The sequence below is a fragment of the Providencia sp. PROV205 genome, from assembly GCF_028479505.1.
GTDB lineage: Bacteria > Pseudomonadota > Gammaproteobacteria > Enterobacterales > Enterobacteriaceae > Providencia > Providencia huaxiensis.
In genome coordinates, this window is the sequence record NZ_JAMPNU010000020.1 from 68,612 (window position 1) to 95,052 (window position 26,441).

Consider the following 26,441-nt stretch of genomic DNA (forward strand, 5'->3'; position numbering starts at 1 on the left):
GTTAACCTCCCGAGTTACAGCAGTCTTGCCAGCGCCACAAAATGTAGAGCGCATCTTCACCGGCACCGGGGATCGTTCGCCACTCTCCCCATTTCATGGTGCTTTCACCGATGACATGCGCACTTTCAGTTTCCGGTACGGGGAAGAACATACTCATCTTGTATTGGGATTTCGGCAGCATGGGTTCGATAACAGGTCGGCATAGCGCACTGTTCCCCATTGTTCGCCTAGCAAGACCACGCCTGTGTTGAGCCGCGATTGCTCGCGCCGCTAAATGGCTGGTGTTTTCTGCTAATGAGCCAAAGGCTAAGGTGTGGCCAGATAAGGGATAGAGATGGCCCCAACTGCCAGCACACCAAAACAACTGGTCGATGGGTTTACCAAGCGTCGATGAGGCAGCGTCAGCGGTACACGCCGAAATAGCCAATGGATTGGCAACGGCAGCCGCTTCAGGCTGAGTAAAAAAGGCCAGTTCATCGTTCAGCCATGTTGGGTCCAATTCCGACAAATACATCAAGTCAAAGTCCATGTAACCATCGGCATTGCAATTGCCATCCATGAATAAATCGAGCATGACCAACAGCGGAAAGGCGTAATAATGGTAATGGTAGAAAGCGAGATCACCGGTGTCGTATTCACCCTCGCCATGACCACCTTGCAGTCGTCTATCACCTAACGGTAAACGAATCCCTCCCAGGGAAGGCGAACACCCCGGCGTTCTGACCAGTTCAATCAGACGCGCTGGCTCCCACATGCTGGTAACAATACCTGGCCTTGGCACACCTAAGTTGTCTTCACATAAGCAAAATGACTTGTTTGATGCGCCGCTTGGGATATTGCCAGAGCCAAGAGGAAGACCGGCAACCCGGATAGGAAAAATGCATGACCAGCAAACATCCGTCAGCAACTTGCCCGACAATAAACCCGCGTCTGGGCAGGTCAGTTCGGCTTTTGCAGGAATAGATGCGCCCAGGACAAGCATGGCAACGAGAGTCCGCATCAGACGATACGTATTATTGAGCTTTTGCATGAACAAGCTCCTTTGCTGGAATTTCTTCTATTTCAAACGCGAGTCCCTTTGCTTGAACAAACGATGGGGTGACTTGCAAATCAAAGCGCTGCTTTAGCGAGGCATTGAGAAGGTAAACCGGACTATCCAATGTCTTTTCGAGCGCATTGAGGCGATTCCAACCTTGAGCACGGTCGAGCTGCGTGGTTATAAGCGTAATGCGGCGCAGTGTCCTATCTTGGCCCTCAAGCCAATGCGCAACTGCGTCCACTTCTTCAGCGTTCGACGCATTAAACACCACAAGCTGCTGGGTAAATGGCAAGGCTTTGAGCGGGTTAATACGCGTTCCTGCTGGGATCAGTGTTGGACCATTGGCATCCAATAGTGGCCGCTGCATGACGATGGTTGGATCAACCATTCTTATCCGATACTGCGTGGCTTTGGGTAACTCAGTAAATGTTTGGCGAGACCAGAAACGCTCAATGGCTTTTTTCTTTAATGCGCCCAGGTCAATCGACTGTAAACGCTGCATCGCCACTTGCATCAAATCCGGTTCTAAAATCGAATGAATAGGACCGCGTTGACCCAATGAACCGGTATTGCCTGTTTCAATTTGACGTTGCAACCAGTCCTTGCTGTAAACCCCTAGTGCACTTGCAGTCACCTTGTCATCTTCTATGCGGAAAATGGCAGGCACGCTAGTCACCCGCCAGTGCACAAAGGCTTTCGGATCGATTCGAACCTGAGGAACAGGATCAAGCTCCGTCATCAGCATATGCCAATCACGGATAGCCGCCCCCAAGGTCTTTCCTTCAGGAATTCCCCGAAACAACACAATAGCGCCGGTAGCACTGGCCTCTTTAAATAGCTGCTTCATTGACGAATCACCCAATGAGGACGACGCAAATATCAACCATTCATCGCTGTGTTTGAGCGACGCAGGTTGTTCAATCGGTGAAAAAGGCTCGATAAATTCAGATGAACCATCCACAGCACTTTGTAAAATGCTGCGACTCATTTCGACGATCTTTTTGTCCTCGTCTGACAACGGAAAAGGCTCTTGTGCCAGGGACACTTGCACCCAAGTCAATGGAGCAACCAACAAAAATGAGAGGCATAGTCTTCTCATCTTCCACCTCCTACCAAAGCGGCCAAGCGCGACCGACAATTTGCTCGCGCTTAACGGCATTCCAATAACGGGAGTCGAAACTCGTTTCGGCCTCACCGGAAAACCAATATTCGTTTTCTTGCAGCGTCAATGAGCGGCTAAATTGTGATTCCGCCACACCAAGCCGCTGGGCTAATGCCATGCCGGTAGAGACTTCAGCACCGTTCACCAGCACATGCTCAGGCGTCACATTGACTTCATCCCCAGGCATCCCTGTTAGGCGTTTCAGCATCCGAGTACCGTCGTTATATAACGGAGCGAGTCCTTTTGAGTGGAAGGCATACAAACCATCCTTAACGGGCTCTTTATTCCATAGGTCAATCAGATACACCGTGGTATCAGGCAGGCAGCGCTCTTGCTGGGTATCAATACCAATTCTGTAGCGCATCATGGCGTAGGTGCCTACCAAGGCCATGATTAACGCAAGAATGGTCAAACGAATGAGATATGGCCGCCAAGGCATTCTTTTACGGAGTATCTGCATGAGACACCTCCTTAGAGCCTACTGGCACAAATACGGAATCATCAGCACCCACCACCGCTTGGGCATCCAGCACGATAAAACCGGCCGTTTTTAACTTTTCAATTTGCTGATTGGTCTGAAGCAACCTGGATTCGATGTCTTGTTCGCTGGCATTGGGGCCCAGTGACAACACCGCCTCCCCAAAATCCACGACTGCAATGGGCGTACTTAACGCCAACTGGCTGTGGATGGGTTCAAGTGTTTTCATTAAGAGCCAGCTGGTCATTAAACCGCTACCAGCAATAGACAAAGTAATAGAAGCCATAAATGGCCAAAGCGTGGTCTTATTCATAGCCTCGCTCCTTTAACAACTGAGAGATGGCATCAGCAACAGAAAGGCCTTTGCGCGTTAACTGCTTAATCGCGTTTACATCTTCTGCACGGGACGAGTACAACAGCTTGTGAAACGGATCGACGATGAGACGGCCAATCCCAGTGCCCATCTCGGTAATAAAGAAAATTTCGGAATAGACACCCGTGACGGTATGAACCGTTTTCAGGTATTCGTAGCCACCTTCACCTAGTGGCAAGCGACCTTCTTTTTTGAGCGCGTTGATGGTTTCAGTTTTTTGGCCAAGCAGGTACATATTGGCCGAGTTTTCAGCGATGGCTTTACCTGTAGGGCTGTCATACAAATCGTTGACCGATTGCGTTACCGTTACAGCACTGCCACCATATTTTCGAAATCGCCGGTAACCCGTTTCGATAAATTTACCGACATCACCTTGAGTCAGCAGATCCCAGGCTTCGTCGATGAACACAATCTTGCGACGATCACGCTCACCTAAGTACATCTCTTGTTGGATTTGGTAGATAAGCTGAAGCAACACCACTTGTTGCAGGTGCTTACGCCCCTTGAGCTCTTCTAACTCCAAAACGGTGAAACGGTTTTTGAAGCGAATATTGTTGTGGCCATTAAAGAAGCGGCCATATTCGCCCTGTGTCGTAAACGGATAGAGCTGCTCACCCACGTCCTGCACACGTCGGTCTTCATGATTTTTTAAAGCCGCTGCCACATCATCAACCAACATGGCACGACCTTTTTTCTCCCACAGTTCACGGGTCTGACGCTTTAGGTTGGCCATCTGAAAATCGGTTAATGACTGCGTTGGTGCGGCCATTGTGGCCAATAACCCAACCAGTACATCCGCTTCTTCGTCATAGTCCTCAACGATTTCAAACGGATTCAAGCAAATACCACTGTCCCGCCCGAACTGTAAGAACTCACCGTCATAGACTTCACACAGTTTTTCATAAGAGCGGCCAACATCAATCACCCAGCATTGCCCGCCTTCAGATAAGTAGGAGGAGATGATTTCGTTCACCAGGAATGACTTACCCGATCCCGATTGCGCCGCGATGCAACAGTTGTAATTACTGCCCGAGTCATAAAGGGACACACTCATGATCTGACCATTACGGGAAACAAAGTTAATCACTGGCGTGCCCGTGCCTTTCCAATCCGCAAACAAAGGCAACAGTGGGATCACATGCCGTGTCGCCATGGTCTTGAATCGAAACAAGTCGTTCATCGCCTGGCGATCAGCACCAAATGGCAAGGCATTCAGGAAAATGGGCAAACAGAAGTACTTGTCTTCCATCAGCTCAAATCCGAGTTCTTTGAAATAAGTTCGAGCATTTGAAACAGAGCTGATGGACGCTTCTTCCGTTGGTGAAAACAGCGTCAAAGTCATATTGGTCCGAATAGGACGATCACCTTCTTGCAAAGCTTCAAAAAGAACATCAAATCCCTTTTTCTTGGCTGCAAGCACCGGCACAAACTTGAGCATCGGGCCATAGGCCTGATTGACCGCCCATTGACGCTTCGTCTCTAGACGAGATCGCATCGCCTCGGCTGAAGGAAAGTGAATGGTGACATTCAGTAAAAAGCTTCCGCGTAAACCGCGACTACCCGTCATCATATCGCCCGCAAAACTTGCGGCATGACCAAACCAGATCCGCTCAGGCAAGCGCTTAAACGATAAGGTTTTAACTCGGTAATCACCCAGCATCAGACCTTGGCTATCCACCTTGATAGCTCGGTCATAATCCAACACTTGCTCTCGAAGTGGTTTATCTGCCTCACTGCGGATTGGAGATGGATTACGCCAAGAAGCATCTTTTCCCCAGTTAAGTTGCGCACTTAATGCCGCGAGCCAATTTCGGTCAGTCATCTCAGTGACGCGAAAACCAACCGTTGCCAACGCCTGAGAGAAAGAAGCTCGAAGCGCGGATGCTCGACTCAACTCACGCTCCGTCGGTATAGGACTTTCCAAAGGCAATTTGCAAGTGACGATCAGTTGAAAGTTGCGTACCTGAGTCTGGGTCGATTCTTCTATCGGTTGAACCGTGCCCCCATCGAGGAAATCCGCACGTTTGCGTATCGACGCCCTAAGCAATGGATCGGATTGACGATGCCGTAAGCCCATCATGCGCTGAAGGTCGGTTTGAATATCAGGCGAGGCGTACAGGCCAAATTGCAGCAAAGTGTCTTTTGGCCAGTCGTTGTTGAGTAAAACATTAACCCTGTCTGCAACAGACTCATCACCACCCGGCAATGGGTCACATAGAAAACCAAAGCCAACACTCTGGTCTTCCATGAAAAACAGTTGCTCATCGTCTGAATAGGCCAATACTGGCAAGAGCTCTGAAGCGCGTTGCCCTGAATACAGAGAGGCTTTCATTAACGCCCCTCCAACCAAGCAGAAAGATCATAAGGACGGCCTCGGCTGATGCGACCATCATTGGCGACGATGAAAGGCACACCTTGAATTCCCAGAATTTGAGCCGTCACCAAGGTACGCTGCATTGGCTCTAAGTTGCAGGCATCATCCTGCTCTAGGTTACCAATCCGGCCATTCAGCAATGCATCGGTGGCCGCTTTCTTGTCACGCGCACAGCCAAGCTGGCGGACCTGACGCTCTGAATCTGGACCAAGCACTGGCACAGGGAGTATTTGGAAGGTGTATTCTTTGGTTAGCGGTAAAGCTTGTTTCAAAAGCTCATGGCAATGCGGGCATCGTGGGTCAACAAAGACCACCACTTTCTTTTTGCCTTCGCCCAGCGTCAGTGGGTTCAAATCATCCATTTTTAAGCCAAGACGACTTAAGTCCAGCGTGTTTCCCGCTTCTCGAATTTCTTCAAGGCTAGTAAGCGGCTTTTTCGACCAGGCATCATAGAGCGTCCCATCAATGACGAACCGGCCACTGTCTGACATGAAAACAATACGGCCATTGCTTTCGACCGCTTTCATACCCGTGACCGGCAAAGAAACCATGCCGTCAATTTTGCCAACGGGCGACACTTCAGACACAGGTTCAGCTTGAACCAAAGGAGAAAGCGCAAGCGCTAGAATGATTGGAGATAGTTTTCGCATGAGGAGTCCTCGTTAATGTAAATCGAGGCTCCAGTCTATGCAGTTGTCCTATGTGGACTCGGTTAGATAGATTGAAGAATTGGGTGCCTTGCTAGGCATCCTATTCTCCCGTTGACCTAGAAAAATTGAAAAATCAGAAAATATCAGTGAATATCACCAATTATCATCAAATCATCAGTCGCGTGATTTTTTGCCCTTGTTAGCATGTGCCTTGTACTTTTACATAAACGAGGAGACAAAAATGTCTAAGCAAAACAATCACAACTCAGATATGACAAACGCCAATAAGGGTACGTCTGGTACTAACAAGACTTACTCACAAAACCAAGGAAATCGAGGGTGGCAGATGAACCCTCAAAATCCGCAGAATGGCGGTAAGAAAAAATAAGTTGTGAAGGGGGCTTAATGCTCCCTTTCTTTTAAGGGACTACATGGACAAGAGCAAAAACAGTAAGAAAAAACCGTTCAAATGGACAAGAGAACTTGTTCGGCTTGCACTGAACGATGGGTGGACGCAACAAGAGATTGCTGAAAAATGCAGAACACAGCAATCCATCGTAAGTGCTTGGAACAAAGGTTCGAAACAAGGCACGGAACAACAACTGCTGCCTTTGCTCAATATCTATGGCAGCAAAATTCGTCGTAACAGTTTTAAAGTTTATTGGTCATTAAACACTGAAACTATGGAGAAAACCTTTTACCGTGTTGAAGGAAAGGTAATTCTTAGCCAAGCATTTTATGATCCGCGAAGAGACCAACGAGGCAAACTGGTCAAAAAAGTTCCAGAGCTAAAACTTGTGGTACACCATCAAGGGGCCGATCAGTTTCGCGTCGTCAGTCAAAGTCGATTAACTTTCAGGCATACGAATGAAGAACTTGATCATAGCGTAGAGGATGCAGTTTGGAATTCGCATGTGCTCGAACCTTTAACTGCGACGCAGCTAATCGATTTCATTGATCATTATTCCAATGAAAAGTTAAGCAGATACCCAAGTGATGCGAATACGTTGCCGTTCTTAATCAGACAATCTCTTTTAAACCATGGATTCCCAGTGTCGGGTATTGTTGAATATCCTGCCGTTTGGTAATGTGTAAATCCAACCCAAAAGGAACGAGCGCCTAAAGCTCAAAATATCAGGCTAGTAGCCTGTTTGAATGTGCTCCCACAGGGAAAGCCCCGCTAACTGCCTTTTGCAGTGGCGGCGCTAGCATTCTTTTCGGTATTCATGGCCGCTGCTTGAAATCAAGCTAAGTGAATGGGAAACCTATTAACTGAAACGCCGTCATGATAAACGGGTACGGGGTGGGATGACGCCCAAGCCGTCAGATATCTGGCCGCTTGGGCGTATTTTGTTGTTATCAGGTGCCCAGTAAAACGGCGCTGATTGCTGGAACAGTTGTGCCAATGACTTCTTGAGTGCTGGCAACAACAGGTAAGGTTGCAGACATAACACTTTCAACGACTGTTGGTGTGTTGTAGAGACCCATACCGCCACCAATGCCCAAGGCAAAAGCCATCAAGCTTTGGCGAGCGATACCGCCCACAATACCCACCAGAACCATGGCTCCCGCTACGATCCGTCCCAAAGTACCTTGGGTCCAATCTTTTAGGGTATCCCACACATCGGTGAAAGCATCACCACCGGTGCCCGCAAATGAGGGCTCCGAAATCATTAACGCCATTAAACCAAGCGCACCAATGGTCATTAGGCGCTGAGTTTGAATGGAACGAACTGCATTTGTCATTCGTTAGTTTCTCCGTAGATACTCAAGTTATCGCGCTTACCATCAGCTCCCGCTGAGGCAGAATCGCTTTGAGTCTGAAGTGGACGTAGCACTGGCGAAACCGTTCGAGGTGCTGACACCCCAATATCCCACCGGCGCGGTTCAATTTCGGTAAACACGTAGCTGGATAAATTCAGATCTCCACGGTCATCCTCCCAAGGCGCAATCCAAATTCTCATCACCCTTGAAGGAATGCGAATAGGTGCAGATTGCTGCGTCTCAGGTAATGCTGGATGGCTCAGCAGCCCTGTCTCTAAATCAGATTGTGAATACCCAGAGGGAGAACCAATTCGAGTCGCCACAGCATCAATCGTCTTGGGTGCAGCCCCATTACTGGTAAGCTCATAGACTTCACGAGCGGATAAACAGCGCACACCGTCAGGCATACCTGGGCATCCATATTCACTACTCCCAAGACCCAATGAACTACACCCAGACAATAAGGTTGAGCCGACTGCCAATAAAAGTAATCCAGCTCTAGACCACTGTTTTGACTGGTGCTTTGGGTTGTTCTGCATTGATGTCGTCATGGTTAACTCTCCTCTGGATACACATCTTATTGTCTGAAACGGACTTCGATCGGTTAGCAACATGCAGGATTTTTTCATCTTCTTGCACCTCCCCCTTGCGAAGCGGCCAATGACAACGAGGCCCCACGAGTGACTATGACTTCAATTTTCCTTGCAGCGTCTACCTCTATGACTGGGAACATATTTTCTGCCATGTCCAAATAGAACTTGGCCACTCGATCCAATGCTTTACCAGTGCCTTTAATCGCAGCGCCTTGTAATGCTTCTTGGCTCATGACTTGCTGGTACAACTGAGTATCACCGGCATTACCCGTCTGAATCGTTGGTACAGGATTCACATCAAATGCGCCTGCCAAGCCCTGAAGGAATCCGGCCATCATCGATTTGGCCACCAGCTGGCCTTGTTTCGACACTAATCGGCCACGAATACCGGCTTTGCCGTCTTCACCAACGGCATAAGAATCCAGTCGCGTTTCAATGACGCCACCATCTTCTCTCACACATGAAATGGTCTCGCCTCGCAAATAAGCACGCTCAGAGCTCAAATCACCGTAACCTGCGGCGATCAAGAAACACTCTTTGATATCCGCTCTAAATCGGTTGGGTAAAATGGCTTCCTTTTGAATCCTCAGCAATGCAGGAAAAGGTTCGCGTCTTGCGGACTCGTGAGTAGGTGCATCCAAACCCGTGATCAAAGTACCCGAGATAATGCTGCCTGCCGGTAAATACAAAGGCGGCGCGTCTTGCACAACAACGTCTGGTTCTGCAACCACTTCAGGCTCAATCATACGAATCGTGATTGGCGGCAATGGAACATCCCGAGCTCGTGTGCCTTGCCCATTGGCTGGCTGCTGATAGAGCGGATCAGGCAGCGGCGCATTGGCAAAATAGTCGTCTGGGTTAGACGGCAGTGGCTTTTCGTCTTTAGGCAATTCCATGGCAGATAAAGGCACTTCAAAACGGCTATTTGTGCCTTCAACTGCTGCATCACCTCCAGCGCGAACATCATCAAGTTCCGCTCGAAGGCGAGCCAACTCCGCATTGACCTCACTTGGTATAGAAGGCGAACCTGGGCTTAGCCGTCCTGAATCGACGTCACGACGCAAGCGCTCAACTTCACGACGTAACTGTTCATTGCGCTCACTGAGTAGTTTTACGTTCGCAGCCAAACTATCGACCCCAACATCACGAGTATTGGTATCCGTAAGGATGTGCCGGATCGTTTCCTGTCGGTTCCGACTGCTTGAGCCATCGTCAGGATTAGGTGAAAACACCATCACCATAAGGATGAGACCACCAGCAATACCAGCAACCGATAGGCCCCGCTTCATGTTCGGGCTCATTTGTTCCCATTGTGCTTTCATCGTTATTCACCTCCCACAAGAAGCGAAGGTCGCTGACTTTCCACCGCTTCTTCACGATGATTGCGAACAACCACATACAACTCAGTCTTTTCACTCGGCAACAAGATATTGCGAGGCCAGTAGGCGCTTGCCACTATATCTGGTGCATGACAAGCTATTTCACTGGCTTCTATCGGCTCATCGGCAAAGCTTTCAACCAGTCCTACATAGACGGTGAAGTAATGTCCCGTCACAATTTGCCCCTGCTTAAAACCAAACTTTAAGCCAGGCTGAAAACATTTCGGGCTTGTGTCAGTTTGGCCAGCTAAACGGATGTCATAGCCTTGTGGTAACTCATTTAGTGCAAGGCGTCTGAGTAAGTCACGTAGGTTATCGACGTATGGCTGAGCCGTTTCCCAAGTGGCGGCTTTTCGGTTCACGACGCCCTTAATAGGCCACTGCTGACCATCAATAGCTAAGGTGATTTCACGCGGTGGAATACGACGAGGTACTAAGGTGACAGATAACGCAGGCGCTTCCTGACCAGGCGGAGTGATGTAAAGTGAAACCGGTGATTCTTTGTCCGTGGCCACATATACAACATTCCCCTTGATTTGCGTCTGAGCATCACTGGTTGTTCTCACCTGAGGCGATTCAAACGGCGTTACAATCCGATTCAGATGACCAAGTGCTACAGGGATCAGTTCATTAACACCCGGTGTCATCAGTAGCGTTGTTGGCGCATCGGTTGCAACCGTATTGCTTTGAACCGGTGGATTTGCAGTAGCAGACTGCTTCATCACACTGGCTGGCACAATTGGCAATTCCACGTCTGCATACGACGCTTGAGATAACAGGACGCCACTCAAGCTCATTGCGATTAAGCTTGGTGTCATCCATCGACTAATTTTGGTTCGCATCATTCACCCTCCGGTTTTGCTCTTGGGTCAACTTTTCACGAACTCGCTTCGTTCTAGCTTGCCCCTCATACGTATCCATCCAGCTAAGTTTTGGACGGTATTGCTCAATATCGATGTCAAACTCATAGGTGCGAGTTTGGCGCTGTTCATCTCCAGATGGCCCAGAAACCAAGGAGTAACCGGTCACAAAGACATGGCCGGTTTCATACTCGTATTCCACTTGTCTGGGTTGGAATTTGAGCGTGACTCGGTCTTCACGGATCTGTCTTGCCTGAATCTCCAGTGCATCGACCACTTGCTGGTACACCGCTGGAGAAAGTAGCGGCTCAATAGCAACCCGGATAAAAGACACATTACCCGGCGTCACGTTGCCCATAAGCTCAGCCAGGTAGAGCCCCCAGGATTCCAAGTAAGGCTGAGTAGCCTGGTTTCGTGACACTTCAGCCGTTTCAGACAAGGTTGGCGGTTGAATGGCTACCACGGTATTGCGAGAAAATGCCGCAACCGCAAGCAGCAAGTTAGATAGCACCAGCACCGAAATCAGGAACCGTTGCCATCGGTTCTCTAATTGCGTGCCTTGCCATGATTTTAAAAACACGTCGAACTTCACGGCAGATAGCTCCTGATAAATGGGTTAGGGATCGTCTTGGCTTTGGTTGGCAACAGTCCGGCCCAGTAGATGGCGTGAAGAATAAAACCATCTGGGCGGCCATCACGAAAACGCCGATAGAGCTTGGTTGTCACCAACCCCAACAGGCATAAAACCAAGGCATTACCGGTAAAAATGCCGATCACTAGCCCCAACAGAATGGGAGCCATCTCATCGGCACTCCAAAGCAGGAAGTGCGGCGGGTCATCGATATAGGACGGAATACTCACAGGTTCCATAGTCACTCCTCGTTGTTTGAATTGAGAAGTGAAGGATGCCTTGGGATTGGCAGGTTCAGTGGTCAGCTAGATGCCGAATTCTTGAAGGTTTTGAGGGTTCTACTCAGACAATACTAACAATTGATCTTTTTGATGCGGTTGATATGATGGGGATATTGGTCGTGTCGAGACCAGCTGCCCACTTTAGCAAACCCGGATGGGACGACATGCATATCAAATTTATTTTTTGCTTAGGTTTTTTCTGCGACCTCGGCAGTGGGCACCGTATTCGCTAATAGGAGAAACTCAATGCAAATTACTAAAATCATTTCCTCTGACACGGTTGAACGTTTAAAGCAAAAAGCACGAAAGCTTAAACGTGAAAAATCCATTACACACACTCAAGCACTCGATGAAATTGCAATCTCTGTTGGCTTTAATCATTGGCATCAGGTTGTACAAGCCAATGACGTACTGAAGCCATCAGAGGTGGCGTTATCTTCTGGATGTGTCATGGCTTTTGATGTCAAAGATGGTATGGATGTCGATACCAGTGATGGGGTTTTAATTGAAGACCATTTCTTGGAGATGCTCACTGAAAAGCAGCTATTTGAAATTTATGCCAACTCCCATGATGAGGACGACGAACAAAACAGGCCGCTAAAAGAAACGCTATCAGATTCAGAGCTTCAGGAGTACTTTCGAGATGATTGCTCATTCATGTACTTTCGCCTTGCCGAGCCTCATGCAAACAAACCGCTGAAAGAAGTATTGGCTCTTATACGACAGTACTCGTTTTGGATGCCGCAATATATTTGGCTTCAAGGTCATCTTATTGATACTTATCATTTGCCAGCGGAAGACGAGAATGGCAATACCGTTGGCGTAAGGTTTTAGCTCTACAAGATGAGGCCTAACTGGCCTCATATCTTCTTCTGCAAGTGGCTTAACGCCAACCCTGCCATCAATGCCAAGCCGATGATCATCGACGGTAGAACCACCGGTGGAATAGCCAACGGGGCGAACAATCCCATAAACAGTAAGATGACGCCTGAACCCAGAATTATCATGCTATAGCGGTGAATGATAGGGCTCGAAAAATCAAAGGTTGTCTTCTTAATCTTCCAGGTCATCAAGCCATCCCACAACGCCGGTAACATGAGAATAAGCGCAAAGGGCAACCAGACCATCAGCAACGCAAATCGAGTGAACACTTGGTACAACACATCAAAAAATGCCTGAATACGGTCTTCTACCCAGACAAACCAAAAGCCTCCCATGTTCTCCATCCCTTTAGAGCGCAGTCGCTGCTCTTCAGTGGGGATTAGAAAATCACGCACAGATTGCTCCATCTGCGTATCCACAACCCATGACTGATACCAGCGATGGCTAGTTTGACCAATCCAATAGCTTGTTTGTGCGCCCAATTGATTTTGGATCATCTGCTTCTCTTTACTAATAACCCGGCCAGTCCAATCACCGGGCACTAACACGCCAATGGCAATAATCTCCAGCATCAGTGCCAGACACAGCAGCCAAACCGACTTATGCTTGCTCATGCCAAACATCCTCTTCTACTCGCGCCAGCATGGCTGCAACGGTAGGCGTCATAATCCGGGCTTTAATCACTTGTTGAAGCCGCTTTGTCGTCGTATGACCACTTTCATAACGCACATCGATGCGTCCTTCAGCTAAATACGCCATCCGATTTGGACGATTACGCATCCAGGTGTGGAAATAGACACCATCCACAGCGGCCCACTCGAAATGGTCAGGATCACGCAGGCGAATCCCCGTTAAAGCACTGGCGGCAGTCCAAGTCAGTGCCTCAATGAAATGCCACAGGCGCACACTGTCATCATCACAACTGACTTCTTCATAACTGCCCAAGCCATTACACAGACACAAATCAAAGATGGAATGGCCATCTAACGTGAGCGCATCTGTTAAATAGTCCGCCAAACAGTGCACTGAAGCCAAAGCATGAGGCCAGTCGGTTTCAAGTAGTCTTAAGGTTTCCTTGAACTGGGAGTTATGTTGCTGCCACTGAGCGAGCATTTCTTTACTGGTAAGTGTTGTCATTTTCAGACAGACAGAATGATGCATACAGACTCCTTATGCTGCCTGTGTAGAGCTGGTTAAAATAGGAATGCGGCCTTTGATCACGCGGCCACCTGAAAGCTTGGCGATGTACTCAAGGTTAGGGAGCTGGCCTAATAACTGCGGTGGAAACATATCGCCTTCTTCCTCCATCAAGCGTTCGCCATGATTGCCGGTAAACAACGCGGGGCTGTCCGAGTTGGACGACATACCTTGAGTTTGCATGATGTACTGCAACCGAGTCTTAGGCAGATTGTCGGTAATGTACTGCTGCGTTTCGGCATCCATCACCCGAAGGGCTATCAGGTTGTTGATGTTACCTAACACCTGACGGGCCTTAGCCTCACTGCCTGTACGAGCGGCAAAGTCAGCAAAGGTCTGAGTAGCAATCACACAACGCATTTTTGCGCCACGACCTTTGTTGAGCAGTTGAATGAAGGGATCGTTGACGACTTCAGCCGCCTCATCGATGAAGATATTTACGGGACGATTTTCAACACCATAGTTATAGCGGTCACCGGCCACGGCGGTGAGATCGGATAAAAGCAACGAACCAATGGCGCTGCCAACCATGGCGTCGGTCAATGAATCCAACCCGATATAGGCCACTTGGGCATTGTTGATAATACGGCCAGAATCCGTAATTAACCGGCTATCATCCACATCGTTTGCTATCGGTGATAGCAATGGACCTAGTTCACTTGATGTGAGCATATTGAGTACCGGCATCAGTGAGGCCACCATCTTGGAATAGTGGGTTCTGTCATGCTCAAACATACTCAATAGCCCCTCTAAATCGGTATTGGCGGCAACGGGCTGAATGCGTTCGTAGTAGAAAAGCAGCATCGCCATGGCTTGTTTAGCCAAGGTATTGGCCTTTTCGGTAAAGCGCTTGATCTCCACACTAAAGTTCGGATACACCTGCTCCCCCCAAGCCGTGACGGCTTTTACTACCAAGCCTTCTGGGCCACCTTCCAAGAATCGTCTCAGTGTTTTCAGATCAGGACGCTGTGAAGTAAGCAACAAACCTTGCACTATGTTATTCAGTGCCATTTGGCCAAAAGCTTTAAATGGATCAGCACCGGTTTCAGATGGTATTAATGCCGCAATTCGGCTGGCAATTTCAGTGCCTCGGTTAAAGTTTCTCAGGGGATTAAGACGTACTGAATGCTCTGGAAAACCCGGATGAAAATACACAAAGCGCTCAGGACTACCGGCGGCAATACAGGCTCGCTGCGCATTATCCTTAAGTTCCTTGTCTCCCTTGGGGTCAATAATAATCACGGCTTCATTGCGCAAAATGGCCTGAGTGATCATCGCATCAAAGCAACGGGTTTTTCCGGCACCGGTCGTACCGACAATTAAGGTATGCCCCTCAGTGTGTCCAACTGGTTGGTACACATCTTCTTCTTTGGGCTCGACACCATGAATCCAAGTCGAGCCCATTTGCTTGCCGTGGCCCTGGTTAAGTAAGGTTTGCTTATCCCTTTTTAGAATTTCATAAGCGCGTTGGGCATGGCGTTGGTCCCACTCAAAGCCATAACCTAACCACAATTCATCAGGATGTTTTGCCATCACCTTTTGCAAATGCGACAGCGCCATAAAAGCCAATGGTTTTCCTTTTAGTCCCTTCAGCAATTTATAAAGACGATAAGCCTCAGGCAGGCGGTACAACGCCATGCCCGAGGAAATCCCTGTCATCCACCAAAATGGCTCAGGTGGTAGCTCAGTCAGCATTTCTGCGGCAATCGCCCCAGTGGCCCCAACCAGCCAACCTGCTGCTGCCATGGCTTCATAATTCGTGCGCCAAGGCATCTCATATGCGTTTTCTTTCATTCATGCTCCGCAAATAACCGTTTGCAATCCGCTTAATTTCAAATGGATTAACGTTTAGCGTGAGCGGTAAACAGAACCGTTTCCCCCTCATCAAACTGGCATTGGTCACTGGCCGAGATCCCCCGAAGCAGTTGTCCGGCTGGAATGCCATGCTCATTGGCGACTTGGCGTAAGGTTTGAATCGTGACGCGAATACCATCGGCACTATGATCCACGTCTGGGTAATCGCCATCGGTCAGTAAGATGGGCAAATCTTTCACAAAATTAACCATCTGTTGGCGCTGTGCGTGTTTGGGGTCTGTACATGAGTTCGTATTGGGCGCAATCGGCTTTTGCTTACGCTCCGCTCTTTTGGCGGGCTCCTTTGCTTGGGCATTGGTTGTCTCAGTTCGACTCGGACGCTGTGAAGCCTCATCGTTCTGAATTACTGACACTGATTCTGCGTCTTGATTGGAAAGGTCTATCAGTGCAATTAGCCTTTTAGAAATCGATACCTTCAGCAGTAACCCTTGCTCCTGAACTCCATCATTTGTAGTCACAGTTCTGGCTTTACGCGTCAGGTTTGCCGGATCTAGTTCAAGCCAATCTAATCGACTGAGTTCAGCAAGCAGTTTTCGGGGAGCACACCAATGTCTTACGGCATCGGGATAGCGGACCAGGACTTGCTCACCAACCACAACCAGCGCGCTACTGGCCTCTGGAAGCCACGCCAAAGATTCAGGGAGATTCAATGCCTCAGCATCGTGCTGGTTTACGTTATTTGAGATAGCGCCATCATATGAATTGTTAGGCTTTTCATATCCATCACCCGGAACGTTTTCATTTTCCTGAAGGTGATTAACATCACTGGCATGACGAAGTTCATCATCTTGGTCGGACGGTTTTGTCGATGGCGACTGTGCCGAATTGCTATGTTCGATTGATGATGACGCTTCAGGCAAATCTGGATGTTCACTGGAACGACTCTCAGGTTCTGCTTGTGTTTGCTGTGTTGCTTCCCACTCAGATTTGCTAAACAGTCTCACGCTACTTGGTAAATTCGAGCTGAACAATAAATCGGCCTCAGATATATGCAGCATGGGTAGCCAGATTGGCTTGCCGTCTTTGATCAGCACTTCGGGGGCAAGGCTTTCATATCGCTCATTTGAGGCGGATTTAGTAGCCAATCCTCGCTCAATGAGAATGTCCGCAAGGGTATCGGGATCTCTTGGAATGCCAGGTATTTTGTCTTTTGCCAACAGCTCAATGATGTCCTTAGCCGCGCTTTTCCAAACCAGGCAAAGATGGGTTGATTGATTCGATTTTCGTACCCAGACTCTGGCGTCTCGCTGATTGACCAGCCATTGCGAACTGGCAAGTAATCGCCTCATGGCATCAAGTAGATAGCGTTCGACTGGGACACCAAGGGCATTGTCGTCAACGGAAATCCGTTGAGCTTTCAGGTCTCGCTGCACACTGGTTTGGTCAGCTTCAATGACCAGTTTAGACAGGACATGCTCGGGATCGGTATTGCCAATTGCCTCCAGCATGGCTTGCAAAATCTCAGGGCCCGGCTGGGTTAACCAGGCGAGCAACTCAGGTGTCATCACCCGGTTTAACACCAGAATTGAAAATTGCTCGTGCCGCTTGCACCGCCCGTCGCGCCAGCGAATGAAATAGCGTTCAATGCTGTTGTTTGTGGTCCACTGGGATAAGGTTTCTAAAAATGGGTTCCACTGATAGCGTCCATCTTCGTCCGTGATGGACAAGTCTGAAACGGGTTTACCAATATCGTGGAACAAACCGCCAAGAGCCGCCGCAACACGCCACCTTGGTTCCAGCTCTTTTTTTTCAACAGGTGTGCCACTGGCAACAAAGATGATCCCTTCAGCTGCTTGTGCCGCCCAGAAAGCAACTTCCAACGAATGACGTAATAAACCACCAGCACCACTGTGATGATGATGCTCAGAAGCTGGCAGCAAGTGGACATAAGCAGCCAGATGGTCAATGCAGGGCTGAATCAACCTTTGAAAATCACGCTGGTTAAAGCCAAGTACTTGGCGCAGTTTGGCAATTAGCTCGTCTTGTGTGGACTGCAAATCCTCAGGTGACGCAGCTGGCAACCCCTTCAGGAATGGCGGGTAGCGTGGAAGTTCTAGTACAAGGCTCGGTTCTATGACCTTTTTAAACAAAAACATATGTCACGATTTATGAAGTAAGAAGTCTATAGAGCAACTCTACACACTTCCAACAAAGCCTTTGCTCAGCAAGATTAAACATTTGATTATCTAACTATTCCTCAAATGAAAAATCATTGAGTTTGTAGACTAAACGTCAACATCTGGTATCATAATCGTCCTAACTAGACGATGGGGATTTCATCGCGCATGTCTTCTTCTATGACGAAAATTGGGCTACGGATCAAAGAGCTTAGATGTTCAAAAAATATAACTCAGGATCAGTTAGCAAAAACTTGTGATTTAGACCGGACCTATATCAGTAGTGTTGAAAATGGGAAGCGGAATATTTCTATCAAAGCTATAGAGGCTATCGCATCTGCACTTGATGTTTCTCTATCAGAACTATTTGAAGGAATGTAAATGGATAAAATAAATTTTGGAAACAAGCTTCCCGGCAAAACCGAGTTTGCAGGACGCCGGAGAACTACTACAAGAACCAGTGGATTCAAAAGCCATCCTGATTCAACTGGAGGCGAGCTCAAGATAGAAGAAGTCGAGAGTATTCTAGTACCCAAAGGTGAAAATGTAACGATTACATTCCAAATACCCGACCATAACTCAGGCGATATAGTTGCATTTGGGGGATGGTTTTCATGTAACGAAAACATCAAAGTTGAAGTTCTTAAAGGTGGATTTCCAAAAGAACTTCACACCGAACCAGAAGACAATAATTGGTCAAAGTTTGGGTCTATGGCGACATCTAATACCGATAGCAACGTAAATGAAACCAAAGTCATATTTAGCGCTTCAGAAAGTACTTATTTAGCCCTTTATGAAATAGGATGTGGAATTGTAGAACATAAGCATTTAGAGTGGGCTAAAGCAGAAAAGCCTGTACTTCTTAACAATATGTATCAGTTTGCGCCAGAAGCTAATTTCTACTCTATTGAAGGTGATGTTAATATTGAGTTAAGCTTTGACTCCAACGAAGTTTCCAATAAGATAATACATCTAAAATCATGCAACCGATGTGCTCGATTTCTTCCGATAAATATCAACAATGAAAGACATCACTTAAGTTTTTCCAATCACTGTGTTGCTGAACACAGAAGACCTTGCTCTCACGCAGGGTTTGGAAGGCTAAGAAATATAGAAACAGACGAGATATTGCAATTAGAGTACGGCTATCAGCTCGAATGCAGATTTTGTAAAAAATACGAAGTTAATGCTGCACATAATCCCCAACGTACAGCTGCACAAATGAAAGAAGACGGTGCAAGAAGACGAGCTTTTGAATTATTACTTACAGAAATATTTGGTAAAAGTCCGCAATTAATGTACCGAGAAAAATCTGGTGGCAACGAATTAGCTGATGATATTTGGTTAAAATTTGGCAAAAAATGCTTCAACTGCCCAACCACTATTGACTCTCCTAGAGAAATGCATTTAGACCATACTCGCCCTCTTGCACTTTTATGGCCTTTAGACGAGACAGCGACATGTCTTTGTGGATCTTGCAATTCACAAAAACGAGATCGTGCCCCTTCAGAATATTACTCAAAGTCAAAGTTAACAGCACTCTCTAATATAACTGGTCTATCACTTACTGAACTTGAGAATCCTAGTCCAAATATTGATGCTGTGAAAACTATAGTTGAAAACTTAGATTGGCTATTTAACACATTCTGTCAAAAACCAGAGTTGCAGAAAATAAGAGATGGTAAATTAACTTCAGACCTGTTGCTAAAAGCATTGCAGAAGACAATAAACAAAACAGAGTTTGGAAGAAAAATAGATCTTCTTAAGTTATACCGAAGCCAATATAGATAAATCCAACCTCCATAGGCCATGTGCATTTAGTAAAGCGCATGGCCTTGGATATAATATCGCTAACTTATATTTAGCTCCTCTTTCTAAGAACTAGGTATTGATGCCCCTTAACACTACCTTTATCTTTTATACCGTGCTTTTCACAGTGTTCTACTGATTCAGTAAAAACATCCATTATCTCAAAGTACTTTTCAGCGAATGGAGTTAACGATTGAGCCATATCGCATTTATCACTATGGCCTAAGTGAAAAACAGCAACTCCACCAGAAACTAAAACGCGATGGCACTCACTAAAAATAAAGTCATATACATCAAAGTTACGCTTTTGAACGACTTCAACAAACGATTTAGGGTTTTCATCGAATTCAGTCTTCCCCCAACCGCAAAACCAGTATCTTAGCCAGTTAGTCATATAAAACTTAGTGCTATCGAAAAATGGAGGTGATGTAATTATCGCATTAACATTCTTTATCTCTTTAGGCCAAGAAGAAAGTATATCAGCCATATAACACTTCGACTCAGTCAGCGATAAGTTTTCCTGTTCATCGATCGACTTATATACTTTGACTCTAAGTTTTTCCATCAAGTTTTTATATACATATTCACCCGTTGGAGCATATGGTGTTATCGGATGGCTATTTCTACTAAGAGCATATGGTCTGTTTCCATGAAGAATATGCAAAAGGCATGAGAAAACTAATGGCCAGCTTTCACTTTCTGGCATAGAATTATCAAGAAAGTAATCACGAGCCAACAATATTTCAGACAATGTATCCTCGTGATAATAATCTGGAATAGACTTATTAAAACCAATATTCTTAGTATCCTCAATAGTCTTTTGACTTAGAGCCTTACCACTTCCAATATATCTCTCTAGTTCATCTAATATTTTTTCAACATCATTTCTGTTGTGCTTCTTCAATTTCGCATTTGATAGAGAGGTGGCTAACAAACCAATATCCATTCCTAATGCTATACGACCGTTTATAGCTGCCTCTAACGGTATAGTCCCTGATCCACTAAAAGGGTCTAAAACTATATCCCCTTGATTTGAAAATGATTCAACTAGATGATAGGCTAATGCCGGCTTCATCTTTCCTTGGTATGAGCAAATTGAATGCAAACTGCTACCCCAATTCCTCTTAGAATAAGGAAATGACATATGGGGCAATTGTGATTTAAATTCCTGCCATTTATTGAGCATTATTTACCCACTATTTATTATTTTTAAAAACCAATAGAAACTGCCCTAAGGAAGTTCCATCTTTAGAAGTTCTTTTTCGCAAAAGTACTTCATCATAAAGTTCAAGACCTATATCTTTAGCGATCTCAATCAATACTTTGTGAGTTGGTATATATATTTTTGAATAAATACTATCCCCAATATCAATACAGACAAGACCTCCATTGACAACTTGCTTCTTCAAACCTTCTAAAACAATCTTCATTTCCCAGAAGTATGCAGCCATCATTTTCGATATTCGCTTGTCATATGACTTCTCATAAAGATTTTCATAGAGCTCGGTAATAAACGGAAGAATATCCTTTCCTTTATCCTTAGTTACATCGTTTATACCCGATGTAACAACTTGATCTCTAAAACATCTAAGGCTTTTTTCATTTTCCAACTCTCGAATGAACCACAACTCTAACTTAGTGTTTCTAAAGTAGTTTGTTCCATTCAAATATGGAGGGCTAGTAATAACAATATCTGCATTAACAGAACTTTTATTCACCAAATCTTTAGCGTTGCTTGCAATCAAATCCAATTTGCCGACAGCCTCTGGGCAGTTTTCACAATCGACTGCCATTCGACTCAATTGCATACATACTGATTCATAAAAATCAGGCAATCCCTTTTCTAGTTCTTTTTGAGTTTTATAACGCACATCACCTGAGCGTTTTAATAGTGAACAATGAACAATACATGACATTACTGCTACTTCTACAGAAGCAGCTACAAGATCATCTTGCATCTCATCGACATAAGTTCTTAACCTTAAAACTTTGTCAAAAGCATCGTCTGTAAAGAAAATACTTTTTCCAAAACATGAATAATATCTTTTCTTCAATTCTTCTGATGGAGATAGGTTTTCAATTTCAGTAGGTAATCTTTCACTTAACTTCTTCAGGGAGGCCACCAAATTTGCTTTGCCCTTAGCATCTAATCTTGCAACAATTTCTTTGGCACTGATAACCTTCCTCAACACAGGGTTAACTTCACAATAATATGTATGAATACCCAAAAATGAACAATTTATTGGAGTAGTTCCAACTCCTGCAAATGGTTCAAGAACAACCTTCGCATTTGGAGAATATGTTTGTAATATACCTTTAACAAAAGACGATGAAAAACCTTCTAGATAAGAGTACCAATCATGTAGATACTCTCCTTTTCCACCAGAGTGGGTTGTATGCTTAGCATCTATCAAAAACTTAGGCTTTATAAGTACTTCTGGTTGCATAATTTCTCATCATTAGTCATTAGACTTTTCTAAAATTCAGTGTGATTTACTTTGATTCATTCTACCTCAATGTTGACTATAGTCAACATCATCAGTTTTTAAGTTAATTGTGTCGTTTCATTTCATACTCTCTTATCCTCCTAGATATTTCTGCCTGAGCTGGCAGTAATGGCAGTATCCCTTCAGCAATCGCGTCTGGAGCAGACTCTTGGCCACAGGACATCAAGTGCTGCCATGGTTCTTTAAGAAAGCGCTCGAACGTGATGCCAAATTCAATGATACGGGCAGAGACGAAGATTTCGCCCCAGTATTCAATGTAGGTGTCTTGGTACATGGAAAGATTCCTCTTGTTGGTTTAGCCATGAGTTCACTTTCCATTTTCCAGAGGTTTTCAAATATGCAAGGGGCTATGATAAAGCTTTAAATCGATTGCGGGCATCTTTGTAGTCATAGTGGGCATGTTCTGAACCACGATGATACAAATCATCCAGGTAAGTTTGTTCCTGCGGCAACTCGTCTTCGCTGATTTCGCGCCACCAATGTTTGTTGGCACCTTTAACACCGTCATGCCAGCGGTAACCACGTTCTTTTAAATAGTCCTTTACGTCAAACGGCGCACCAAACGCACGAACTAACACAGTTCGCCTGTCTGCTTCAGACAACAAGTTTGCAACGGACTCGGGCAACAAATGGAACAACCAGGCCATCGCCAAACAATCGGTTGCAGCTCGGTGTCCTTCATAAAACCAACCTAAGCGAAGCAGCAGGTACTCAAGCTTTCGACTTTCAAAGCCCAGTGCTTTCCAATCTATGCCGCTAGCTGAACAGGCCCAAGACAAATGGCCTAATGCGGCAAACCGCTTTTCAAAGAAAGGACGATCAAACTGTGCATTGTGCGCAACCACCAGCGGATCATCGGATAACCAACTCGCAACCAGTGCATCATCAATGCGCTGGCCTTGCACCATATCATCGGTGATACCGGTTAACTCGGTAATCAGCTTGGGGATTGGCTTGCCGGGATCTTCATACAGGCTGATCACATCAACAATCGACACAATCCGCTTAGCCGAGGGGCTGTAAAGCACCTTAACCATACCAAGCTCAATAATGGACTCGTCATCGGCAGACAGTCCGGTTGTCTCTGTATCGAGCAGCACCATTGGCTGTTCGTCACCGACGATAGGAGAAAGTTCAAGTGGCCAGGACTGCGGCTCACGCGTTAATGGAATACGCTCCAGCAATCTAAAATCTTCTGGTCTTTCTGGGATATCCGCGAGGCGCTCTAGCGGAAATGGCGCTGGGGCTCTTGTCATTGATGGTTCCTCTTCAATTCTATTGTTCGCTTTGGGTTATTTCACTGTGCCACAGGTTGTACAAAATGCACCTTGGATACCTCAGCGTTTTTTTAATCTTTCTACTGGGTGAACCCATGTATGAAGGGTTTAGCTAAGCCTTTCAGAAAGTCTTAGCTAAACCCTTTAGGTAACCCTTACCGATACCCTTTACGTATGGCTTAGCCAACCCCTTTTCAAACGGTTGCAAAAGGCTTGAACCGAGTTCGACTGAGCGTTTTAATGGTGCTCCTGACTTCGCTTTAAGCCAGTAAATTCAATACGAAGCAGAATTTTACTAACTGTTTTTAAACCCTTTGCAAAGGGTTCAACAAGCCTTGTCTGACGGTTACTTGACCCATGCGTTAACCAGTAGCAGTAACAGGATCAGTAACAGAAACAAGAGCAGTAGGCAGAAGCAGTATTGTCCAAGCCTTGCAGGCTTTGACGAGGGCGAGCGATCCCCCACATCAAGCTTTTCAACACAAAAAAGAAATCACCGACAACACAGCGTATTACTCGAACAACTACAGTTTTACCTACAATTTTACTTGTAGAAATCAGCATAGCATTAGATACTGTATAAAAAAACAGTATCAATTGTAATTTTTCGAGGTTCGTCATGAGTGTCTCGCTGATAGGCCGTAGCGGCGCGCTTGCCTTCATCAAAGCCAAGCGCCTTCGTATTCCATTGTTCATGGAACGTGTTTCTGCTGGTTTTCCCTCACCAGCGCAGGATTATGTTGAGCAAACGCTCGACCTTAACGAGCTGTGCATCAAGCGACCGTCTGCAACGTTCTTTGTGCGTGTTGAAGGTGATTCAATGATTGATGCCGGGATTCATCCAGATGATATTCTGGTGGTTGATCGCTCTGTTCAAGCCGAACACGGTGACATTGTCATCGCTGGCATCCATGGTGAACTCACGGTAAAGGAGCTTCAACTAAGGCCGTGCGTCAAGCTGATCCCAAGAAACCAGGCGTATGAACCCATCCATATTCCTGAAGGGACAGAGTTAGAGATATTTGGTGTGGTCACCAATGTGGTGCGAAACATGCGCCGCAAGTCGTGACTGTCCCATGCCTGTATTCGCCTTGGTGGACTGCAACAACTTTTACGCCAGTTGTGAGAAGCTGTTTCGTCCTGATTTAAAAGATACGCCGGTTGTGGTGCTGTCCAACAATGACGGCTGTGTGGTTGCACGCTCGCGTGAAGCCAAGTCACTCGGTATTAAAATGGGCGTACCCGTTTTTCAAATCAAAGCTGAAATGCAGCGCCATGGTATTTTGGCATTCTCGTCCAACTATGCGCTGTATGCAGATTTAAGCAGTCGAGTGATGCGCACTTTGGAGGAGATGGCACCACGAGTAGAGGTTTACTCCATTGACGAAGCGTTTTTGGACTTAACCGGTATTGAGTCTGCCATATCTCTTGTCGAGTTCGGACAACAAGTGCGGGAGCGCATTGGCCACTGGATTGGGATCACCGTCTGTGTAGGCATTGCACCGACTAAAACACTCGCCAAGCTGGCTAACCATGCCGCCAAGAAATATCCCGCCACTCAAGGGGTTGTAGACCTGACCAATCCAGATCGGCAACGTCGATTGCTCGCATTAGTCCCAGTTGATGATGTTTGGGGCGTTGGTAGACGGCTTTCAAAGCGATTAAATGCTTTGGGTATCACCACAGCCCTAGGCCTAGCCAATGCCTCTCCTAGAGCCATCAGAGACCAGTTTTCAGTGGTTTTAGAGAGAACCGTCAGAGAGCTCAATGGCGAGTCGTGCATTGAGCTTGAAGAGATCCCGCCAACTAAGAAACAAATCGTCTGTAGCCGTTCATTTGGCGTAAAAGTAACGCACTTTGAATTGTTACGTGAAGCTGTATGCGAATACGCTACCCGCGCCACTGAGAAGCTTCGCAAAGAACAGCAGCAAGCCAAAGTGCTGACCGTGTTCATACGTACCAGCCCCTTTAAGGACAACGAACCGCAATACAGCAACTCTGCATCGGGCGAGTTGCTGATCCCCAGTTGCGATACACGAGATTTTATCGAACTGGCCAATCACTTACTCAAGCGGATATGGAAGGATGGTTTTCGTTATGCCAAAGCGGGCGTTATGCTGTCTGATTTTTACGATCCAGGCATGTTTCAACCAGGACTATTCGATGACGTATCGACCCGCTCTAATAGCCAGCAGTTGATGTCTGTATTGGACACCATTAATCAAAGCGGTGCCGGAAAGGTTTTCTTTGCTGGACAAGGTACGAAAAAAGATTGGTCGATGAAGCGAGAGCATTTGTCTCCCGCCTACACAACACGCTGGGACCAGTTACCACGAGTGAAGTAGACCCTGTGATTCAATAGGCATTCACTCTGCGACGTAGCATGTTGAGCTTATCAACCTGGCGTCGAATATCACTGAAGAATTCTTCTTTCTCCATGGCCAGCGCTAGCTCCCATTCTTTGGCCAAACCTTGGCAGTCCAAAAATGCGTATCTCAGCTTCGTCTTTGAAATACGCAGCCCCTTGCTAAAGACCACGCGTTTGCCTCGTTGACCGTGAAAACTGTTGATGTACCACTCAATGCCAAAGCCATACTTAAAGTCTCTGATACGGACACCAAGCAGCCCCCAATCTTTAAAGGGCGCATTCTCGCGAACCTTGTAATGGGTAACCCAAAAGTCATCAACTTCAGCTCGTGCCAGTGCTTTTAGCCTGTCCGTTTCTTGCTGAAGTAAATCTGATACCTCTGCTTTCCATTGTTCATTGACGATTTCTACCAAACCAATTTCCCCATCCAATTAACCCCAAAAGCCAAAACCACTATCCGTTTGGCTTTTGGATCGAAACGCCAAACGTAAAACTGCCGTAACAATCACTGTTTGGCGTCTCGATATAAATTAACTCGCGCAATCCCATACCTGACAAGGGATACAGGCCGATTTCACTTAAAAACGCCTAAAAAGACGTATTGCCATGAAAATACAAACCGTTTGGCAAGTTCAGGCCAGAATGCAAACGACGTTTGGCGTCTCGATTTTTTTGGCTCAGTCATTCGCCGCCAAACAGAGCCTATTCTCATACTTTTGCGAAAATGCAATAGGCAGATAGATGAAAGGATTTGTCACCTTTCTGCCCACCGCCAGTGCACCGAGTCCTGATAATGACATTTGAGTGAACCGCCAGAGCACTTGG

General features: G+C 46.5%; 28 protein-coding genes. 7 read left to right on the forward strand and 21 right to left on the reverse strand.

Translation table 11 applies throughout. The annotated features are described in order from the left end of the window. Position 1: 1 nt before the first annotated feature. The 6 genes from PR800_RS12860 to PR800_RS12885 are packed head-to-tail and all read right to left on the reverse strand — an operon-like array spanning position 2 to position 6,076. The gene (locus PR800_RS12860; RefSeq protein ID WP_156734076.1) at positions 2 to 1,030 is read right to left on the reverse strand and encodes a TraU family protein; all 1,029 of its coding nucleotides are present in this window, start codon (positions 1,028 to 1,030) and stop codon (positions 2 to 4) included. Next, complete coding sequence (locus PR800_RS12865; protein ID WP_272530997.1) at positions 1,014 to 2,138, reverse strand: TrbC family F-type conjugative pilus assembly protein; 1,125 nt, start codon at positions 2,136 to 2,138, stop codon at positions 1,014 to 1,016. The genes PR800_RS12860 and PR800_RS12865 overlap by 17 nt, the downstream gene beginning before the upstream one ends. A 10-nt stretch (positions 2,139 to 2,148) precedes the next feature. Next, positions 2,149 to 2,661, reverse strand: a complete 513-nt coding sequence (locus tag PR800_RS12870; protein ID WP_272530998.1) for a S26 family signal peptidase — start codon at positions 2,659 to 2,661, stop codon at positions 2,149 to 2,151. Continuing rightward, the gene (locus PR800_RS12875; protein ID WP_015066569.1) at positions 2,645 to 2,992 is read right to left on the reverse strand and encodes a hypothetical protein; all 348 of its coding nucleotides are present in this window, start codon (positions 2,990 to 2,992) and stop codon (positions 2,645 to 2,647) included. The genes PR800_RS12870 and PR800_RS12875 overlap by 17 nt, the downstream gene beginning before the upstream one ends. Next, positions 2,985 to 5,384, reverse strand: coding sequence for a type IV secretion system protein TraC (gene traC / locus PR800_RS12880; protein ID WP_272530999.1), 2,400 nt, complete (start codon positions 5,382 to 5,384; stop codon positions 2,985 to 2,987). The genes PR800_RS12875 and traC overlap by 8 nt, the downstream gene beginning before the upstream one ends. Continuing rightward, positions 5,384 to 6,076 carry a DsbC family protein gene (locus PR800_RS12885; protein ID WP_001228924.1) on the reverse strand — a complete coding sequence of 231 codons (693 nt, stop codon included), beginning with the start codon at positions 6,074 to 6,076 and terminating at the stop codon, positions 5,384 to 5,386. The genes traC and PR800_RS12885 overlap by 1 nt, the downstream gene beginning before the upstream one ends. Positions 6,077 to 6,317: 241 nt before the next feature. Between PR800_RS12885 and PR800_RS12890 the strand changes: the two genes are divergently transcribed. Together PR800_RS12890 and PR800_RS12895 are read left to right on the forward strand one after the other, a co-directional pair. Then, positions 6,318 to 6,464: a hypothetical protein gene (locus PR800_RS12890; protein ID WP_162838621.1), complete on the forward strand. Its 147-nt coding sequence runs from the start codon at positions 6,318 to 6,320 to the stop codon at positions 6,462 to 6,464. Positions 6,465 to 6,507: 43 nt separating this feature from the next. Then, the gene (locus PR800_RS12895) at positions 6,508 to 7,164 is read left to right on the forward strand and encodes a hypothetical protein (RefSeq protein ID WP_193234570.1); all 657 of its coding nucleotides are present in this window, start codon (positions 6,508 to 6,510) and stop codon (positions 7,162 to 7,164) included. 271 nt (positions 7,165 to 7,435) lie between these two features. Here PR800_RS12895 and traA read toward each other — a convergent pair whose 3' ends face one another. From traA to traL, 6 genes are all read right to left on the reverse strand, one after another. Continuing rightward, positions 7,436 to 7,822 carry a TraA family conjugative transfer protein gene (traA, locus tag PR800_RS12900; protein WP_004249359.1) on the reverse strand — a complete coding sequence of 129 codons (387 nt, stop codon included), beginning with the start codon at positions 7,820 to 7,822 and terminating at the stop codon, positions 7,436 to 7,438. Continuing rightward, a complete protein-coding gene (gene traV, locus PR800_RS12905) occupies positions 7,819 to 8,391 on the reverse strand; it encodes a type IV conjugative transfer system lipoprotein TraV (protein WP_272531002.1) in 573 nt (190 codons plus the stop codon). Before traV ends, traA begins: the two co-directional genes overlap by 4 nt. A gap of 74 nt (positions 8,392 to 8,465) precedes the next feature. Beyond that, a complete protein-coding gene (locus tag PR800_RS12910) occupies positions 8,466 to 9,755 on the reverse strand; it encodes a TraB/VirB10 family protein (RefSeq protein WP_193234569.1) in 1,290 nt (429 codons plus the stop codon). A 2-nt stretch (positions 9,756 to 9,757) separates the two neighbouring features. Beyond that, positions 9,758 to 10,657, reverse strand: coding sequence for a hypothetical protein (locus PR800_RS12915; RefSeq protein WP_420029369.1), 900 nt, complete (start codon positions 10,655 to 10,657; stop codon positions 9,758 to 9,760). Further along, positions 10,638 to 11,264 carry a TraE/TraK family type IV conjugative transfer system protein gene (locus PR800_RS12920; RefSeq protein WP_193234568.1) on the reverse strand — a complete coding sequence of 209 codons (627 nt, stop codon included), beginning with the start codon at positions 11,262 to 11,264 and terminating at the stop codon, positions 10,638 to 10,640. The genes PR800_RS12915 and PR800_RS12920 overlap by 20 nt, the downstream gene beginning before the upstream one ends. Beyond that, complete coding sequence (gene traL, locus PR800_RS12925; RefSeq protein WP_000433891.1) at positions 11,261 to 11,542, reverse strand: type IV conjugative transfer system protein TraL; 282 nt, start codon at positions 11,540 to 11,542, stop codon at positions 11,261 to 11,263. The genes PR800_RS12920 and traL overlap by 4 nt, the downstream gene beginning before the upstream one ends. Before the next feature lie 288 nt (positions 11,543 to 11,830). On the opposite strand from traL, the gene PR800_RS12930 reads away from it, so the two are divergent. Then, on the forward strand, positions 11,831 to 12,418 hold the full coding sequence (locus PR800_RS12930; RefSeq protein ID WP_023266690.1) for a hypothetical protein: 588 nt from the start codon (positions 11,831 to 11,833) through the stop codon (positions 12,416 to 12,418). A gap of 26 nt (positions 12,419 to 12,444) precedes the next feature. Here the strand turns inward: PR800_RS12930 and PR800_RS12935 are convergent, their stop codons facing one another. From PR800_RS12935 to mobH, 4 genes are read right to left on the reverse strand one after another with little or no spacing between them, the layout of a single operon-like run. Next, positions 12,445 to 13,080, reverse strand: a complete 636-nt coding sequence (locus PR800_RS12935; protein ID WP_000033756.1) for a DUF4400 domain-containing protein — start codon at positions 13,078 to 13,080, stop codon at positions 12,445 to 12,447. Beyond that, entirely contained in the window at positions 13,067 to 13,627 is a 561-nt protein-coding gene (locus PR800_RS12940) for a conjugative transfer protein (RefSeq protein WP_193234567.1), read from the reverse strand. The genes PR800_RS12935 and PR800_RS12940 overlap by 14 nt, the downstream gene beginning before the upstream one ends. A 9-nt stretch (positions 13,628 to 13,636) precedes the next feature. Next, a complete protein-coding gene (gene traD, locus PR800_RS12945; RefSeq protein WP_272531006.1) occupies positions 13,637 to 15,457 on the reverse strand; it encodes a conjugative transfer system coupling protein TraD in 1,821 nt (606 codons plus the stop codon). A 47-nt stretch (positions 15,458 to 15,504) separates the two neighbouring features. Beyond that, a complete protein-coding gene (mobH, locus tag PR800_RS12950; protein WP_257970869.1) occupies positions 15,505 to 17,634 on the reverse strand; it encodes a MobH family relaxase in 2,130 nt (709 codons plus the stop codon). Positions 17,635 to 17,823: 189 nt separating this feature from the next. On the opposite strand from mobH, the gene PR800_RS12955 reads away from it, so the two are divergent. Together PR800_RS12955 and PR800_RS12960 are read left to right on the forward strand one after the other, a co-directional pair. Further along, on the forward strand, positions 17,824 to 18,036 hold the full coding sequence (locus PR800_RS12955; RefSeq protein WP_140256573.1) for a helix-turn-helix domain-containing protein: 213 nt from the start codon (positions 17,824 to 17,826) through the stop codon (positions 18,034 to 18,036). Next, the gene (locus PR800_RS12960; RefSeq protein ID WP_272531009.1) at positions 18,037 to 19,446 is read left to right on the forward strand and encodes a hypothetical protein; all 1,410 of its coding nucleotides are present in this window, start codon (positions 18,037 to 18,039) and stop codon (positions 19,444 to 19,446) included. Positions 19,447 to 19,516: 70 nt separating this feature from the next. On the opposite strand, the gene PR800_RS12965 is transcribed toward PR800_RS12960, so the two are convergent. The 4 genes from PR800_RS12965 to PR800_RS12980 all read right to left on the reverse strand — a co-directional run bounded on the left by PR800_RS12965 (position 19,517) and on the right by PR800_RS12980 (position 23,227). Continuing rightward, entirely contained in the window at positions 19,517 to 20,650 is a 1,134-nt protein-coding gene (locus tag PR800_RS12965; protein ID WP_140256575.1) for a DNA methyltransferase, read from the reverse strand. 10 nt (positions 20,651 to 20,660) lie between these two features. Further along, positions 20,661 to 21,911 carry a hypothetical protein gene (locus tag PR800_RS12970; RefSeq protein WP_140256576.1) on the reverse strand — a complete coding sequence of 417 codons (1,251 nt, stop codon included), beginning with the start codon at positions 21,909 to 21,911 and terminating at the stop codon, positions 20,661 to 20,663. Positions 21,912 to 22,014: 103 nt separating this feature from the next. Further along, positions 22,015 to 22,245 (reverse strand): hypothetical protein, encoded by a 231-nt coding sequence (locus tag PR800_RS12975; RefSeq protein WP_442959877.1) that lies wholly within the window; start codon positions 22,243 to 22,245, stop codon positions 22,015 to 22,017. 73 nt (positions 22,246 to 22,318) lie between these two features. Beyond that, a complete protein-coding gene (locus PR800_RS12980; protein WP_134990672.1) occupies positions 22,319 to 23,227 on the reverse strand; it encodes a 3'-5' exonuclease in 909 nt (302 codons plus the stop codon). Between the two features lie 640 nt (positions 23,228 to 23,867). Here PR800_RS12980 and umuD point away from each other — a divergent pair. Both umuD and umuC read left to right on the forward strand, forming a co-directional pair. Beyond that, positions 23,868 to 24,317 (forward strand): translesion error-prone DNA polymerase V autoproteolytic subunit, encoded by a 450-nt coding sequence (gene umuD, locus PR800_RS12985; RefSeq protein WP_272531013.1) that lies wholly within the window; start codon positions 23,868 to 23,870, stop codon positions 24,315 to 24,317. Positions 24,318 to 24,324: 7 nt separating this feature from the next. Then, positions 24,325 to 25,593, forward strand: a complete 1,269-nt coding sequence (gene umuC, locus PR800_RS12990) for a translesion error-prone DNA polymerase V subunit UmuC (RefSeq protein ID WP_193234563.1) — start codon at positions 24,325 to 24,327, stop codon at positions 25,591 to 25,593. 10 nt (positions 25,594 to 25,603) lie between these two features. On the opposite strand, the gene mobI is transcribed toward umuC, so the two are convergent. Continuing rightward, positions 25,604 to 26,029, reverse strand: a complete 426-nt coding sequence (mobI, locus tag PR800_RS12995) for a conjugative transfer protein MobI(A/C) (RefSeq protein WP_425322347.1) — start codon at positions 26,027 to 26,029, stop codon at positions 25,604 to 25,606. Positions 26,030 to 26,441: the final 412 nt, after the last annotated feature.

What these genes read in the sequence shown, in the direction of transcription:
- PR800_RS12870 (WP_272530998.1), bottom strand. Translation starts at nt 2,661, where the DNA reads ATGCAGATACTCCGTAAAAGAATGCCTTGGCGGCCATATCTCATTCGT.
- traL (WP_000433891.1), bottom strand. Translation starts at nt 11,542, where the DNA reads ATGGAACCTGTGAGTATTCCGTCCTATATCGATGACCCGCCGCACTTC.
- PR800_RS12915 (WP_420029369.1), bottom strand. Translation starts at nt 10,657, where the DNA reads ATGATGCGAACCAAAATTAGTCGATGGATGACACCAAGCTTAATCGCA.
- PR800_RS12895 (WP_193234570.1), top strand. Translation starts at nt 6,508, where the DNA reads ATGGACAAGAGCAAAAACAGTAAGAAAAAACCGTTCAAATGGACAAGA.
- PR800_RS12960 (WP_272531009.1), top strand. Translation starts at nt 18,037, where the DNA reads ATGGATAAAATAAATTTTGGAAACAAGCTTCCCGGCAAAACCGAGTTT.
- PR800_RS12970 (WP_140256576.1), bottom strand. Translation starts at nt 21,911, where the DNA reads ATGCAACCAGAAGTACTTATAAAGCCTAAGTTTTTGATAGATGCTAAG.
- PR800_RS12940 (WP_193234567.1), bottom strand. Translation starts at nt 13,627, where the DNA reads ATGCATCATTCTGTCTGTCTGAAAATGACAACACTTACCAGTAAAGAA.
- PR800_RS12910 (WP_193234569.1), bottom strand. Translation starts at nt 9,755, where the DNA reads ATGAAAGCACAATGGGAACAAATGAGCCCGAACATGAAGCGGGGCCTA.
- PR800_RS12875 (WP_015066569.1), bottom strand. Translation starts at nt 2,992, where the DNA reads ATGAATAAGACCACGCTTTGGCCATTTATGGCTTCTATTACTTTGTCT.
- PR800_RS12865 (WP_272530997.1), bottom strand. Translation starts at nt 2,138, where the DNA reads ATGAGAAGACTATGCCTCTCATTTTTGTTGGTTGCTCCATTGACTTGG.
- PR800_RS12860 (WP_156734076.1), bottom strand. Translation starts at nt 1,030, where the DNA reads ATGCAAAAGCTCAATAATACGTATCGTCTGATGCGGACTCTCGTTGCC.
- traV (WP_272531002.1), bottom strand. Translation starts at nt 8,391, where the DNA reads ATGACGACATCAATGCAGAACAACCCAAAGCACCAGTCAAAACAGTGG.
- PR800_RS12955 (WP_140256573.1), top strand. Translation starts at nt 17,824, where the DNA reads ATGTCTTCTTCTATGACGAAAATTGGGCTACGGATCAAAGAGCTTAGA.
- PR800_RS12965 (WP_140256575.1), bottom strand. Translation starts at nt 20,650, where the DNA reads ATGCTCAATAAATGGCAGGAATTTAAATCACAATTGCCCCATATGTCA.
- PR800_RS12975 (WP_442959877.1), bottom strand. Translation starts at nt 22,245, where the DNA reads ATGTACCAAGACACCTACATTGAATACTGGGGCGAAATCTTCGTCTCT.
- mobH (WP_257970869.1), bottom strand. Translation starts at nt 17,634, where the DNA reads ATGTTTTTGTTTAAAAAGGTCATAGAACCGAGCCTTGTACTAGAACTT.
- PR800_RS12885 (WP_001228924.1), bottom strand. Translation starts at nt 6,076, where the DNA reads ATGCGAAAACTATCTCCAATCATTCTAGCGCTTGCGCTTTCTCCTTTG.
- traD (WP_272531006.1), bottom strand. Translation starts at nt 15,457, where the DNA reads ATGAAAGAAAACGCATATGAGATGCCTTGGCGCACGAATTATGAAGCC.
- traC (WP_272530999.1), bottom strand. Translation starts at nt 5,384, where the DNA reads ATGAAAGCCTCTCTGTATTCAGGGCAACGCGCTTCAGAGCTCTTGCCA.
- PR800_RS12930 (WP_023266690.1), top strand. Translation starts at nt 11,831, where the DNA reads ATGCAAATTACTAAAATCATTTCCTCTGACACGGTTGAACGTTTAAAG.
- umuD (WP_272531013.1), top strand. Translation starts at nt 23,868, where the DNA reads ATGAGTGTCTCGCTGATAGGCCGTAGCGGCGCGCTTGCCTTCATCAAA.
- PR800_RS12980 (WP_134990672.1), bottom strand. Translation starts at nt 23,227, where the DNA reads ATGACAAGAGCCCCAGCGCCATTTCCGCTAGAGCGCCTCGCGGATATC.
- traA (WP_004249359.1), bottom strand. Translation starts at nt 7,822, where the DNA reads ATGACAAATGCAGTTCGTTCCATTCAAACTCAGCGCCTAATGACCATT.
- PR800_RS12935 (WP_000033756.1), bottom strand. Translation starts at nt 13,080, where the DNA reads ATGAGCAAGCATAAGTCGGTTTGGCTGCTGTGTCTGGCACTGATGCTG.
- PR800_RS12890 (WP_162838621.1), top strand. Translation starts at nt 6,318, where the DNA reads ATGTCTAAGCAAAACAATCACAACTCAGATATGACAAACGCCAATAAG.
- umuC (WP_193234563.1), top strand. Translation starts at nt 24,325, where the DNA reads ATGCCTGTATTCGCCTTGGTGGACTGCAACAACTTTTACGCCAGTTGT.